The sequence below is a fragment of the Mesorhizobium sp. LjRoot246 genome (assembly GCF_964254115.1).
GTDB lineage: Bacteria > Pseudomonadota > Alphaproteobacteria > Rhizobiales > Rhizobiaceae > Mesorhizobium.
Genome location: NZ_CAXUSN020000001.1, coordinates 87,682 through 101,050, shown reverse-complemented (window position 1 = coordinate 101,050; position 13,369 = coordinate 87,682). Strand labels below are relative to the sequence as shown.

13 protein-coding genes are annotated in these 13,369 nt (G+C 64.6%); 5 read left to right on the top strand and 8 right to left on the bottom strand.

Annotation, left to right across the window (positions count from 1 at the left end; all coding sequences use genetic code 11):
• Nucleotides 1-169: 169 nt before the first annotated feature.
• On the bottom strand, nucleotides 170-1,699 hold the full coding sequence (locus tag ACSQ3L_RS00475) for an ABC transporter substrate-binding protein (RefSeq protein ID WP_436158144.1): 1,530 nt from the start codon (nucleotides 1,697-1,699) through the stop codon (nucleotides 170-172).
• Nucleotides 1,700-1,809: 110 nt separating this feature from the next.
• Nucleotides 1,810-3,384 (bottom strand): phytoene desaturase family protein, encoded by a 1,575-nt coding sequence (locus ACSQ3L_RS00470; protein WP_436158143.1) that lies wholly within the window; start codon nucleotides 3,382-3,384, stop codon nucleotides 1,810-1,812.
• Between the two features lie 120 nt (nucleotides 3,385-3,504).
• On the opposite strand from ACSQ3L_RS00470, the gene ACSQ3L_RS00465 reads away from it, so the two are divergent.
• The 5 genes from ACSQ3L_RS00465 (at nucleotide 3,505) to ACSQ3L_RS00445 (ending at nucleotide 10,433) form a co-directional block, all read left to right on the top strand.
• Nucleotides 3,505-4,296 carry a cyclase family protein gene (locus ACSQ3L_RS00465; RefSeq protein ID WP_436158142.1) on the top strand — a complete coding sequence of 264 codons (792 nt, stop codon included), beginning with the start codon at nucleotides 3,505-3,507 and terminating at the stop codon, nucleotides 4,294-4,296.
• Nucleotides 4,297-4,592: 296 nt separating this feature from the next.
• The gene (locus ACSQ3L_RS00460; protein WP_436158141.1) at nucleotides 4,593-6,164 is read left to right on the top strand and encodes a phytoene desaturase family protein; all 1,572 of its coding nucleotides are present in this window, start codon (nucleotides 4,593-4,595) and stop codon (nucleotides 6,162-6,164) included.
• Complete coding sequence (locus ACSQ3L_RS00455) at nucleotides 6,164-6,646, top strand: MarR family winged helix-turn-helix transcriptional regulator (RefSeq protein ID WP_127270494.1); 483 nt, start codon at nucleotides 6,164-6,166, stop codon at nucleotides 6,644-6,646. The genes ACSQ3L_RS00460 and ACSQ3L_RS00455 overlap by 1 nt, the downstream gene beginning before the upstream one ends.
• A gap of 60 nt (nucleotides 6,647-6,706) precedes the next feature.
• A complete protein-coding gene (locus ACSQ3L_RS00450) occupies nucleotides 6,707-8,860 on the top strand; it encodes a thiamine pyrophosphate-dependent enzyme (protein ID WP_436158140.1) in 2,154 nt (717 codons plus the stop codon).
• Nucleotides 8,853-10,433, top strand: coding sequence for an indolepyruvate oxidoreductase subunit beta family protein (locus ACSQ3L_RS00445; protein ID WP_436158139.1), 1,581 nt, complete (start codon nucleotides 8,853-8,855; stop codon nucleotides 10,431-10,433). The genes ACSQ3L_RS00450 and ACSQ3L_RS00445 overlap by 8 nt, the downstream gene beginning before the upstream one ends.
• 123 nt (nucleotides 10,434-10,556) lie before the next feature.
• Here ACSQ3L_RS00445 and ACSQ3L_RS00440 read toward each other — a convergent pair whose 3' ends face one another.
• From ACSQ3L_RS00440 to ACSQ3L_RS00415, 6 genes are all read right to left on the bottom strand, one after another.
• The gene (locus ACSQ3L_RS00440) at nucleotides 10,557-10,838 is read right to left on the bottom strand and encodes a GCG_CRPN prefix-to-repeats domain-containing protein (RefSeq protein ID WP_436158138.1); all 282 of its coding nucleotides are present in this window, start codon (nucleotides 10,836-10,838) and stop codon (nucleotides 10,557-10,559) included.
• Nucleotides 10,839-10,951: 113 nt separating this feature from the next.
• The gene (locus ACSQ3L_RS00435) at nucleotides 10,952-11,407 is read right to left on the bottom strand and encodes a periplasmic heavy metal sensor (protein ID WP_436158137.1); all 456 of its coding nucleotides are present in this window, start codon (nucleotides 11,405-11,407) and stop codon (nucleotides 10,952-10,954) included.
• Nucleotides 11,404-11,856, bottom strand: coding sequence for a hypothetical protein (locus tag ACSQ3L_RS00430; RefSeq protein WP_436158136.1), 453 nt, complete (start codon nucleotides 11,854-11,856; stop codon nucleotides 11,404-11,406). Before ACSQ3L_RS00430 ends, ACSQ3L_RS00435 begins: the two co-directional genes overlap by 4 nt.
• A gap of 119 nt (nucleotides 11,857-11,975) precedes the next feature.
• Nucleotides 11,976-12,518 (bottom strand): RNA polymerase sigma factor, encoded by a 543-nt coding sequence (locus tag ACSQ3L_RS00425; RefSeq protein ID WP_436158135.1) that lies wholly within the window; start codon nucleotides 12,516-12,518, stop codon nucleotides 11,976-11,978.
• A 45-nt stretch (nucleotides 12,519-12,563) separates the two neighbouring features.
• Nucleotides 12,564-12,974, bottom strand: a complete 411-nt coding sequence (locus ACSQ3L_RS00420) for an EF-hand domain-containing protein (RefSeq protein ID WP_436158134.1) — start codon at nucleotides 12,972-12,974, stop codon at nucleotides 12,564-12,566.
• A gap of 185 nt (nucleotides 12,975-13,159) precedes the next feature.
• On the bottom strand, nucleotides 13,160-13,348 hold the full coding sequence (locus tag ACSQ3L_RS00415) for a YodC family protein (RefSeq protein ID WP_436158133.1): 189 nt from the start codon (nucleotides 13,346-13,348) through the stop codon (nucleotides 13,160-13,162).
• Nucleotides 13,349-13,369: the final 21 nt, after the last annotated feature.

Below are 13,369 nucleotides of genomic sequence, written 5' to 3'. Positions count from 1 at the left end.
CATCCGGCCGCTTCGCGGCCACCTTCTCCCCTGGGGAGAAGAGGTCGCTGACGGCTGAGCCAGTCTCTTCTCCCCAGCGGGGAGAAGGTGGCCCGAAGGGCCGGATGAGGGGGCCTGCGTCGTTAAGAAGATACGCCGTCTCGTGACAGCGCGCCTTCCCCCATATTGGTCAGGCCGGGGTCATCAGGGCCGGCAGCAGTGCGCCGGACACATGCTGCACCACATTGACGCCCTTGGCATGCACGATCGGTTGCGCATACTGGATTAGCGGCAGCACATAGGCCTGCTCGGCGATGTACTTGTCGACAGCCTTCCAGCCGGCGATGCGCTTGGCCTCGTCCTTCTCGCCCCACAGCGGGTTGATCATGTCGATCAGGTCCTGGCTGTCCCACACCGAATGCGGGCTCGGGCCGTACATGGCAAAGCCTGTCGAGGTGGTCGGATCGCCGATGGCGTTGCCCCAATTGTAGAAGGCCGCCGGCGCCAGCTTGTCGGCGGCGCGCAGTTCATAGTGCTTGGCGATCTCGTAGACCTCGATCGTCGCCTCGATGCCGACCTTGCGCCACATGCCGACGATCGCCTGGATCATCTCGTAGTCCTTGGGCTTGAAACCCTTGGTCGTCTGGATGGTGAACTTGACCGGCTTTTCCGGTGAATAGCCGGAAGCGGCGAGCAATTCCTTGGCCTTTTCCGGATTGTGCTCGACCTTGATCGACGCGTCGTAGGCCGCGTATTCCGGCGTCTCCAGCGTGTCGATCGGCTGGCCGTAGCCGCGCAGCAGGCGGTCGACCAGCAGCTTCTTGTCGACGGCCATCACGGCGGCCTGACGGACGTTCTTGTCCAGCATCGCCTCGATGTCGTTGAAGAAGATCATGCCGATGTCGGAGACGTTCTTGCACGAGCCGGCCAGCCCATCCTTGGCGATCAGCCGGTCATACTCCTCATAGGGAATTTCGAGCGTCACCTGCGAGGAACCGGATTCGATCTCGGCGACGCGGCTCGCCGCATCGGCGACGAACTTGATCGTCACATTCTCGAAGGCCGGCTTGCCGCCCCAATAGTTCGGGTTGGCCTTCAGCCGCAGGAAGGCGTTGCGCTCGAATTTTTCGACCATGTAGGGGCCGGTGCCGATAGGCGCCTTCTCGAAACCTTCGGCGCCGACCTTCTCGTAGTAGGCCTTCGGCATGATGTAGCCGGTCAGGAACGACATCCATTTGAAATAGACCGGGTCGAACTGCACGACGTCGCCGGTGATCTTGTTGCCGTCGATCTTGAAATTGTTGACGTTCTTCCAGACGAACTGGATCGGGTTGCCGGTTTTTTCGTCACCCGCCCGCTGCAGCGACCAGACCACGTCCTCGGCCGTGAACGGCGAGCCGTCATGCCAGGTCACGCCTTCGCGCACCGTCATCATGATCTTGGTGCGGTCGTCGTTCCAGCCCCATTCGGTGAGCAGGCCGGGCGCGAAGGACAGGTCGGGCTTTTGCGGAATGAATTGGTCGAACACCGACTGGTAGAGACCCTGGATCGTCGGGTTGACGGCCGAGGGGCCGGTGGTCGGATCCCAGGACGGCAGATTGACATTATAGGCGATGGTCAGTTCGCCGGCGGCTGCCTTGGCGATCCGCGGCAGGCCGACGGCGGCCACCCCGAGTGCCGCGGCGCTGTATCCCAGCAATTCACGTCTGTTGATTGTCATGGTCGTTCCCCTTGTTGGTTTGTTTCTGCGCGGCGTCGTCGTCATTCAGTGGTTCAGGCTCTTTGGGCAGCAGCGCCTTGCCCCTCGTCGCCTCAAGGAATCTTCGGCTCCTACCTCCCGCCAAGCTGTTGCGCGAGCATGTAACCGGAAGCCGCACCGGTACCGGCGCCCGGCCATGTTGCAGCTCCAGTAAGATGCAGCTTGCCGATCGGCGTGTTCCAGTCGGCGTATCCGCGCGCCGGCCGGAACAAAAAGTTCTGCGCCAGATGGTGGCTGCCGCAGACCTGGTCGCCGCCGACGAGGTTCGGGTTTTCGCGCTCGAGATCGATGGGCGAGAACACCGCCCGGCCGAGGATCTTGTTGCGCAGGCCGGGTGCATAGGTCTCGATGATGTCGAGGACACGCTCGGCGTAGGCCTCCTTGACCTTGTCCCAGTGCGCTGGCGCGATCTTGCCGGCGGCGTCGCCTGTGATTTCGGCGGGCAGCATGCGCACCTGCACCCACAGCACATGCTTTCCCTGAGGCGCACGCGACGGGTCGATCGCGGTCGGCTGGCCGACGACCAGCACCGGCTCGTCCGGCAGCATGCCCGCCATCGCCTGCTGATAGGTGCGCGACATGGCGTCGAGCGAAGGCGACAAATGCACATAGGCGAACTGCCGAAGCTCGGGGTCGGCGCGCCAGTCCGGTAGATCGTCCAGTGCCAGATGGATCATCATCGTGCCCGGCGCATGGCGGAACTTTTGCATCGCCGTGTCGAAGCCGGCGTCACCCGAACCATTGGGCAGCAGTTTGCCGGTCAGCGCCTTGGGCGCGACGCCGGCGATGACCGCCCTGGTGGCGGTATGCGTCTCACCGGAGGCAAGCCGCACGCCCGTCGCCTTGCCGGCCGAAACCGTGATCTCGGCCACGTCGGCGCCGGTGAAGATCTTGCCGCCAGCGGAGGTCACCATGCCCGATAGCGCCCGGATGATGGTGTCGGCGCCGCCCTTGCCCAGCACCATGCCAAAGCTCTGGTTGGCCATCGATTCCAGATAGGGGAACACGGCACCGCCGGCGATGTCGGGGGCGAAGTCGAGATGCATGCCCCAGGTGGCGAGCGTTGCCCTGATATGAGGCGACTCGAAATTTTCCTCCAGCCATGCGCGGGGCGAGGATAACAGCAGCCGTCCCGTATCGAGCGCGCCGGCAATGCCCTTCTTGCGCCACAGGTTCCAAGCCGTGCCGGCCAGCGCGCGGGCGCTCATCGGCGATCCCAGCAGCCGGAACAGATGCTCGGCCTCCGCCGGGAAGGCGGCGACCAGTCTGCGCCATGTCTGGGCATCGGCTGCCGAGAAGGCGGCGATGCGCGCGGCGGTCTTTTCCAGATCGTTGCTGACGCCGAACCAGCGTCCGTCCGGGAACGCGCTGGCGAAACAATCGGCGACGGGTGCGAACTCCAGCCCCTGCGCTTTCAATTCATTTGCATATTTCCGGTGGAAGGCCGAGCCGGCGAACAGGCTGAGATTCATCGCGCCGAAATCGTGACGGAAGCCAGGCAGGGTGAATTCACGGGTCTGGACGGCGCCGCCAATTGTTGCGTTGCGCTCGAAAATCCCGATTTTCCAGCCTTTGAGCGCCAGATGCGCGGCGCATGCCAGACTGTTGTGGCCCGCCCCGACAAAGATGGCGTCAAACTCGCTCACGCCCCGGTCCCCATTTCCTTTATGCTTAAAGATAATTGCAGATGCATATGTTTTCGTCTAGTAGGATATTAAGGGCCGAGACGAGCCTTGATCATCATCACGAAAGAGGGAACACAGACCATGGACACCCAAAAACTCCTCGGCGAAGTCGCCGGTCAGCTCCTTTCAGGCGCCATCAAGGTGGTCGACCTGACCGCGCCGCTCGGACCCGACACGCCGCTGATCAAGCTGCCGCCGGAACTCGCCGTCGATACGCCCAAGGTCGAGATCCACTCGATCTCCCGCTATGACAAGAACGGCCCGTGGTGGGCATGGAACTGGCTGAAGCTCGGCGAGCATTCGGGCACGCATTTCGATGCGCCGCAGCATTGGATCAGCGGCAAGGACTATCCGGACGGCGCCACCGACACCATTCCGGCGCAGAACTTCGTTGGTCCGGTCAATGTCATCGACTGTTCGAAGGAAGCCGCCGCCGACCCCGATTTCCTGCTCACCGTCGACCACATCAAGGCCTGGGAAGCCAAACACGGCGCGATCAATGCCGGCGAATGGGTGGTGATGCGCACCGACTGGTACAAGCGCAACGGCTCGGAAGCCGAGTTCCTCAATGCCAACGAGACCGGTCCGCACACGCCCGGCCCGACGGCCGAAGCCATCCAGTTCCTGATCAGCAAGGATATCAAGGGCTGGGGCTCAGAGACGATCGGCACCGATGCCGGCAAGGCCGGCGGCATGGAGCCGCCATTCCCAGCGCATACGCTGATGCACAAGGCCAACCGGTACGGTCTCGCCAGTCTCTGCAATCTTGACCAGCTGCCGCCGAAAGGCGCCATTCTGATCGCCGCCCCGCTCAAGATCGAACACGGAACCGGCAGCCCGATCCGCGCGCTGGCGCTTGTTTCGAAGCAATAGGGCGAGGTGGGTCTTCGGGAGAAGATCATGCGCGAAGGCGAAACCGGAGTGATGATGCGGCAATCGTGCAGTGGTGGCGCTCTATGGCGCCCCCCTCTGTCCTGCCGGACATCTCCCCCTCAAGTGGGGAGATTGGCAGCCTCGGCGCCCCATTCATTCCTGCAGCGTTACAAATTGGCGAAAGCCGTGATGACGGCCGATCTCCCCCCTAGAGGGGGAGATGTCCGGCAGGACAGAGGGGGGCGCCATAGAGGGCTAACCTCGCAAGCCTACCCGCTGCCCACAGGAAACGCCCAATGAACGCCCCCGATCACATCATCGTCGGCAGCGGCATCAACGCGCTGGTTTGCGCGGCGATGCTCGGCGGCAAAGGGGCGCGTGTGCTCGTCCTCGAGCGCAACGACTGCATTGGCGGCTGCATGCGCACCGAGGAGATCACCGCGCCGGGCTTCATCCATGATGTGATGGCAACGACCTTCGTGCTGTTCATCACCTCGCCGGCCTTCGCGGCGCTGGGCGCGGACCTCGCGCGCCACGGGCTGGAGTTCTGCCACACCGGCACGCCGACCGGCGTGCTGCGGCCGGATGGCAGCCATGCCGTGCTCAGCACCGATCGCGCCGCCAACGTCGTCGCCCTCAACGCGATCGCGGCAGGCGACGGCGACCGGCACGCGGATGATGTCGGCGGCATCGAGCGCAATGCCGGCCTGCTGTTCGGTCTGCTTGGCGGCAGCCTGTGGTCCTATCCGACAGCGAAACTGCTGGCCGGCGATGCCTGGCGGCGCGGCCCGCGTGGCATCGCCGCCTTTCTCGGTGAAGCGCTCGTGCCGGCGCGCAACTGGCTGGAAGGCACCTACCAGTCCGAAACCATCCGCGCGCTGTGGGCGCCTTGGGTGCTGCATGCCGGCTTGGGGCCGGAGGATGCTTTCTCCGGTCAGATCGCTAGGGTTATCGCCTTTGCGCTCGAAGCCGCCGGAGCGCCGATCGTCAAGGGCGGCGCGAAGAATCTGCTCTCGGCCTTCGAGGCACTCATCACCGAGCGCGGCGGTGTCATCTCCACCGAGGCCGACGTTGCCTCCATCATCCTGACAGGGGGGCGCGCCACCGGCGTGCGGCTAGCCTCGGGCGAAACGGTCAATGCGAAGAAGAGCATTATCTGCTCGGTGACGCCGACACAGCTCTATGGTCGGCTGCTCGGCGCGGATGCGCCCAAGGCCGATGTCGAGGCGACCCAAAAGTATCGCTACGGCAAAGGCAATTTCCAGATCCATTATGCCCTGGACAAGCCGCCCGCATGGCGCGGCGAGGGGCTGGAAAAGGTCGCCTTGCTGCATCTGACGCCGGGCTTGGATGGCGTGTCGAAAGCCTGCAACGAAGCGGCGCGCGGCATGCTGCCGGAGGTGCCGACCATCTGTGTCGGCCAGCCGCATGCGCTCGACCCCTCGCGCTGCCCGGAAGGCAAGGCGATCCTGTGGCTGCAACTGCCCGAGGCGCCGCGCCACATCAAGGGCGACGCCGCCGGCAAACTGCAAGCACCGGCCGATGGCCAATGGACCGACGCGCTACGCGAAGCCTATGCGGATCGCACCGAGGCGATCCTCGCCAGCCATATCGAGGGCTTCAAGGACAGCGTCATTGCGCGGCGCGCCTATTCTCCGGCCGACCTCGAAGCCATGAACATCAATCTGGTCGGCGGCGACCCCTATGGCGGCTCCTCGACCATCGACCAATCGTTCCTTTGGCGCCCGTTCAAGACCAGCCGCAACCATCAGACCGGCATCAAGGGCCTCTACCATATCGGCGCCTCGACCCATCCGGGTGCCGGCCTTGGCGGCGGCTCCGGCTTTCTCCTGGCGGGGAGGCTGTGATGGAAGAGAAGGTCACTGAGAAGCGCCAGCGCATTTCGACCTTGGGGCAGATCGGCCTGCAGCAATTCGCGCCCTATCTGATGAACCGCATCATGGGACGCTACAACGCCACTCTGCGCGACGACTTTCGCAAGCAGGGCCTGACCATTCCGCAGGTGCGCACATTGGCCGTACTGTCGGTCACCGACGGCATCACCGTCAACGACCTCTCGGTTTACACGGTCATCGAGCAATCGACCTTGAGCCGCACGCTCGACTCGCTGGAGGGCCAGGGCCTTGTGCGGCGCGAGCAGGGGGTAACCGACAGCCGTATCCGCCATGTGTTCCTGACCGATGAGGGCCGCGCCGAGTTCACCCGCGCCTGGCCGGCCATGCATGACGCGTTCGAGGCGATGTTCGACGACATCGACGACGCCGAATATTCCGCGCTCATCGCCACGCTTTTGAAGATGCTGAAGAACATTCGCAAGCACGACATCTAGACCTACGCGCCGCCAATACCGGGCGAAAACGGGCAGGGCGGCAACGGAAGGGAGAAAAAAATGGCCGAACGGTCTTTTGCCAAGGAAGTCGAGAAGCTCAGGCTCGGCGCCGGCGAGGAGTTTGCCGGCGAAGGCATCCTCGCTATCACCAAGGCGCTGCTGCAATGCGGCGTCGGCTATGTCGGCGGCTATCAGGGCGCGCCGATCAGCCATCTGATGGACGTGCTGGCCGACGCACAGGACATTCTGGGCGAACTCGGCGTGCATTTCGAGGCCAGCGCCTCCGAAGCCACCGCCACCGCCATGCTGGCCGCCTCGGTGCATTACCCGATCCGTGGCGCTGCCACCTTCAAGTCGACCGTCGGCACCAATGTCGCCTCCGACGCGCTGGCCAATCTCGCCTCCGGCGGCGTCACCGGCGGTGCGCTGATCATCGTCGGCGAGGACTATGGCGAAGGCTCCTCGATCATGCAGGAACGCAGCCATGCCTTCGCCATGAAAAGCCAGGTTTGGCTGCTCGACCCGCGCCCCAATCTGCCCTCGATCGTCAAGGCGGTGGAGGACGGCTTCGAGCTGTCGGAGATTTCCAACACGCCGGTCATGCTGCAGGTGCGCATCCGCTGCTGCCATGTCCATGGCCATTTCATCGCCAAGGACAACAAGCGCCCGCCGATGACGGTTGCCGACGCGCTGGAAGCGCCGCGCCGCGACACCGGCCGCATCGTGCTGCCGCCCGCCTCCTTCCTGCACGAGAAGGAGAAGGTGCAAAAACGCTGGCCGGCGGCGGTGGATTTCATCGCCAAGAACAAGATCAACGAGTTCTTCGGGTCGGATCATGGTTCGGTGGGCATCGTCCTGCAGGGCGGTATGTACAATTCGGTCATTCGCGCCCTGCAGCGTCTCGGCCTTGCCGACATCTATGGCGACACCGATGTGCCCCTCTATGTGCTCAACGCCGTCTATCCCCTGATCGACGACGAATTCCTGTCCTTCTGCGAAGGCAAGCAGGCGGTGCTGGTCGTCGAGGAAGGCCAACCCAACTACATCGAGCAGGCCTTCGCCGCGATGCTTCACAAGGCCGGGCGAGGCACCAGGCTGGTCGGCAAGGAGCACCTGCCGATGGCCGGCGAATACACCGGCCAGGTCATGCTCGACGGCATCGGTGCCTTCCTGCGCGCCGAGGCGCCGCATCTGCTGCCGGGCGAGGTGCGTGCGCCCAACAAGGTCGGCGACGGCGTCGACACCGCCGATCTGATCAATGTCGTGCCGGGCCGTCCGCCGGGCTTCTGCATAGGCTGCCCGGAACGGCCGATCTTTGCCGCCACAAAACTGGTCGAGCAGGAACTCGGCAAGCACCACATCGCCTCCGACATCGGCTGCCATTTGTTCTCGATCATGCCGCCTTTCGAACTCGGCGCCACCACCATGGGCTACGGCCTGGGGCCTGCTTCTGCTTCGGCGTTCAATTCGCCCGATGCCAAGCGCCGCTCGATCTCCTTCGTCGGCGATGGCGGCTTCTGGCACAACGGCCTGACCTCCTCGATCGGCAATGCCGTGTTCAACAAGAACGACGGCGTCATCGTCATCGTCGACAATTTTTACTCGGCCGCCACCGGCGGCCAGGACATCCTGTCGTCCCGCGCCGGCAACAAGACCAAGTCGACCAAGCATCCGATCACCGAGGCGGTCAAAGGCATGGGGGTCAAATGGCTGCGCCATGTCGACCGCACCTATGACGTCGGCAAGATGCAGGACACGTTGCGCGAGGCGCTGACCACGGAGGAGAGGGGGCCGAAGGTCATCGTCGCCTCGTCCGAATGCATGCTCAACCGCCAGCGCCGCGAAAAGCCGCTGGTCGACAAGGCGATCAAGGGAGGGACCCGCGTCGTCAAACCGAAGTTCGGCGTCGACGAGGACATCTGCACCGGCGACCATGCCTGCATGCGGCTGTCTGGCTGTCCGTCGCTGTCGGTGAAGTCGCTCGACGATCCGCTGCGCGACGATCCGGTGGCGCATATCGATCAGAGCTGTGTCGGCTGCGGCAATTGCGGCGAGGTCGCCGATGCGGCGGTGCTCTGCCCATCCTTCTACCGCGCCGACGTCGTCCACAATCCAAGCCGCTGGGACCGTTTCCTGGAAGCCACGCGCTGCGCCGCCATCGGCCTGTTGCAGCGCCGCCGCGAAAGCCGGCGCCTGAGCTTCGCCGATGCTTGACGCCGTCCCCCCACTTCGTGCCCGCGCCGGCGCCCAGGATAGCGAGCATGTCATCAAGCTCGCCGTGCTGGCGGTCGGCGGTCAGGGCGGCGGCGTGCTGGCCGACTGGATCACCGATGTCGCCGAGCGCAACGGCTTTGTCGCGCAATCGACCTCGGTCGCCGGCGTCGCCCAGCGCACCGGCGCCACCATCTACTATGTCGAGATGGCCCGCGACACCGGCCGGCTGCCGGTCTTCGCGCTGTCGCCATCGCAAGGCGACGTCGATATCCTGATCGCGGCGGAACTGATGGAAGCCGGCCGTGCCATCATCCGCGGCTTCGTCACGCCCGAGCGCACCACGCTGATCGCATCTTCGCACCGCATCGCCGCCGTGTCGGAAAAGATCGAACCTGGCGATGGCCGGGCTTCGTCGTCCAAGGTTCATGCGACGGCGGAGGCCGCATCGAAGCGCTTCATCGCTTTCGATATGGAGAAGATCGCCGCCGACAATGGGTCGATGATCTCGGCCAGCCTGCTCGGCGCGCTGGCGGGGTCCGATGCCTTGCCGTTCACGCGCGAGAGCTACGAACAGGCGATCGGTGCCGGCGGCCGGGGCGTCAAGGCCAGCCTCGCCGCCTTCGGTGCTGCGTTTGATCGCGCGCGCGGTACGGCGGCACCGGCGCCGAAGCCGACCGAGCCCGCGATTGTCGAATCTGTCTCGGGCGCGGGACAGGTGAGTGGCCCGCAAAACCTGCTGCAAGGCTGGCAGGCCTTGGCCGCCCGCATCGATCTTATGCCCGTGGCGGTCCGTGACATGGCGCTCAGGGGCCTAAGAAAAGTCGTCGACTATCAGGATATCGCCTACGGGCGAGACTATCTCGACCGGCTGGACAAGGCCGTCGCGCTGGACGGGCCGGACCGCGGCTATGGCTTGTCCATCGCTGCCGCAAAGCACCTGGCCAACGCCCTATGCTACGACGACATGATCCGCGTCGCCGATCTGAAGACGCGTTCGACGCGCGACAAACGCGTGCGCCGCGAGGTCGGCGTCAAGGACGGCTCGATTCTGCAGGTGACCGAATATTTCCATCCGCGCATCGAGGAGTTCTGCGGCACGCTGCCGGCAGGGCTGGGCAGCTACATCGAGGACCGACCGAAGCTCGCCGCCTTTCTCGATCGCCGCATCAACCACGGCCGCCGCATCCGCACCGACAGCTTCGCTGGCTTTGCAGCACTCTGGTTCATCGGCGGCCTGCGCCGCTGGCGCCGCAGCCTGCTGCGCCACAAGGTCGAGATCGCGCATCTCGATCGCTGGTATGCGCTGGCGCTCGACCATGTGCCCCAGGATTACGCGCTGGCCGTCGAAATCCTCAACTGCCGCCGGCTGATCAAGGGCTACAGCGACACCCACGTCCGGGCGCAGTCGAAATTCGACCGCGTGCTATCGGCGCTGGACCTGGTCAAGGGCCGCACGGACGCCGCCGACTGGATCCGCCGCCTGCGCGAGATGGCGCTGAAGGACGAGAAGGGCGACATGCTCGACGGTGCGCTGAAGACGGTGGCAACGCTGGGGCCGGACCCAATCGGCTGAGATATCTAGCGGGCGTCCACGGATTGGAGTGGCGCTAACCTTAACTCCGGGCTGGCCGGCAGGATTGCCCGGTGCGTGCCGGCGCTGACGCGGGGCCAGGTGCCTGACCCCGCGATGCTTTGATCAGTAACGGTGCCAGCGGCGCCAGTGATGGTGCGGGTGCCAGCCATAGGCCGGAGCGTGCCAGTAGTGGTAGCGCGGGCGCACGATGACGACGCCGTTCGGCACGCAACGTCCCCATCTGTTCGGGTGCCAGCCGATGCCGCAACCCCAGCGGACATTCTCGACCAGGGTGGCCGGCTGGGCAACGGACACGATGGGCATTGCATTGGACGCAGTGGCGGTCACGACAGTTCCACTGACCGCCAGGATGGCTGCTGCTGCATAGTTTTTCAGGCGACTCATAAATTGGGCTCCGGGTGCATTCGAGTTTGAAGATGGCCGCCCCGCACGGTGCGATCGGGCAGGCTTGTCCCTTCCCTTCGTTAAACGGCGTCTCCGGCAGTTTCCGTCGGTCGTCATGGCGATTTTTTTGGCGCAACGGCAGCGCGGCGTTCCATATGGCGCAGCAATGCCTGTGCCAGCACGCTCCGGTTTTCGGGTGATGTGTTTGCCGCGAAGTCGACAATGGCCTGCTCAAGCCGGGTGCGCACCGTCCCGTCGGCGTTGCGCGCCCGCTCCAGGGCAGCAGACAAGGCGGCCTTGTCCATGACAGGCTGCCGCAACAGGTCCGCAGCATCCTGCCTTGCCTGCTGGCCATCGAGAATGATCTGACGGGACTGCACGCGGACCTGGCGCAGCGCCTCGCGGAACGTCTTGCGGTCCTGGTCGGGAAGCTGTCGGCCGGCCGATTCCAGCGAGACGCCCGATTTGGCATTTCTCAGCCAGACCGCGCCACCGACAAATGCGCTGGCCAAAAAGACGTTCAGCACCACGGAAGCAATGACCAGACGACGGACCCAGCTCTTGCTCATAGGCTTTCCTCACCGTTCTCGGCATCGGGGCCGGCATCGCCAAACGCCGTCACATTGGCATCCAGCACAGTGTGGTCCGGCTGGACCTCGGGCGTGACGACGGTCACCAAAGCTAGTCCTGCCACGGCGCCGGCCAGGCCAATGCCGGCGAGTCCCAGCCCCAACCACCAGAACCGCTGTCGCCGGCGCTGGACGAGATGCCGGCCGGCGACCTGCAGGATGCTGTCGTGCAGCGCTTTGCCGGGGTCGTCGACGCGGTAACTGTCGAGCAGCGTGTCGAGTGTCCCGGCCTGCTTCAGGATGGCCTCGCCCGCTTCGCTTGCAGCAAAGACCGTGCCGGCCATCCGTTCAGCCTCGGGCCATCGCCGCAAGTCGCCGCCATAGGCTTCGGCCAGGGTCGCAAAGCGCCTGGCATCCATTGCCGGCTCGTTCCTGGACCCTTCAGCCATGTGTTTTCCCCTTGCCCGTTGGGGCCGCGTGCTCGCATGGCACAGGGCCGACAGGAACCGGCCGCCAGGTGGTGCCGGCAAGGCGCTGTAACTGCCGCGCGGTCATGCTTGTCCGGGTTTCACTCATCGGCGCCATCCCTGGTCAGGATCGTCTGCAGCGAGCGCCGGCCGCGCGCAAGCAGGCTCTCCAGGGCATCGACGCTGATCTGCAGCGTCGATGCCGCTTCGATGTTGGACATCTCCTGATAGTAGACCAAAACGATCGCCTCGCGCTGGCGCGGCGCGATGCGTTGCAGCGCCTGTTCGATCCGATGGGCTTCTTCCCCGCAATGAGCATCGGGAAGCGGCGCAGGGTCGGCGACGTCCGGCACCTCGTCGGTCACCCATTCGCGCCTGCGGCGCAGCCGGTCGTAGCAGAGGTTCAACGTCACCCGGTGGATCCAGCTGTCGAAGCGCGCATTGCCGCGCCGCCAGCTCGACGCATGACGCCAGATCCGGACAAAGGTTTCCTGCGCGACGTCCTCGGCCTCCGCCGCATCGCCGAGCATGCGCACGGCAAGCGCCAGGATGCGCGGCAGCTTGCGCGCGACCAACGCTTGCACGGCTGCCGGATCGCCGGCGCCGACACGGCGAACCAGCTCCTCGTCCGGATCCGCGGCCATCAGTCGGCGCACTCCCGATGTGCATCGCGCGTCATTGCCTCTTGGTCATTGCTCCGGCTTGGGAGCGGTTTTGTGGTCCGGCAGTTCGTCGGCCGTCAAAATGCCGTCGGCATTCTTGTCCAGCCGGGCAAAGCGCTTGGCGAAGAATGCGTCGAGTTCGGCGCGGTCGATAAAGCCGTCACGGTTGGAATCGATCCGCGCGAAGGATTTGGCGGCGTCGCCTTTGACGTTGCGTTTCGCCTGAAAGGCTTCCCATTCCAGCAGGCTGACCTTGCCGTCGCCGTCCGTATCGGCCGCCATGATCGCCTTCTCGCGCCGCTTTTGGAATTTGGCCAGCGTGATATCGGATTTGACTGCCGGGGCAGTCGTGGAGGTGGGCGGTAGTGTCGCTGTCTGGGCGAGAGCCGCAACGGTTTGCAAACTCAGGGCAACGATGACTATCGAACGGCTGATCATGCTTGGCGTCTCCGGTTGGCGCGTTGCAGACGGCCTGTGCCGCCATCACGCTTCAACCGTTAAACGCCGCCAGCCGAGAAATCCGTCGGTCGCGCTGTCGATCCGTTCACGCGGCTGAATCCGCCCTTTCGATGCTAGTTCATTCGACGGCAATGCTGCCAAACAAAGCCGCGTTGGCCGGGCCGCTATTCTGATTGGTCAATCACCACCAACTGGTCCGGCTTGAAGCCGGCATGTTGCGGGGTCCACACATCACCCTCACGGTTGAACCAATGGCACATATACGTGCCCGAGGCAGCGCCGTCGCTGATCGTCATTTTCGGGCCTCCGGACTTCAGCTTGACGACGTCTCCGGTTTTGAAATTGTTGGGCATTTCGACCTCCCATGCTGAGAC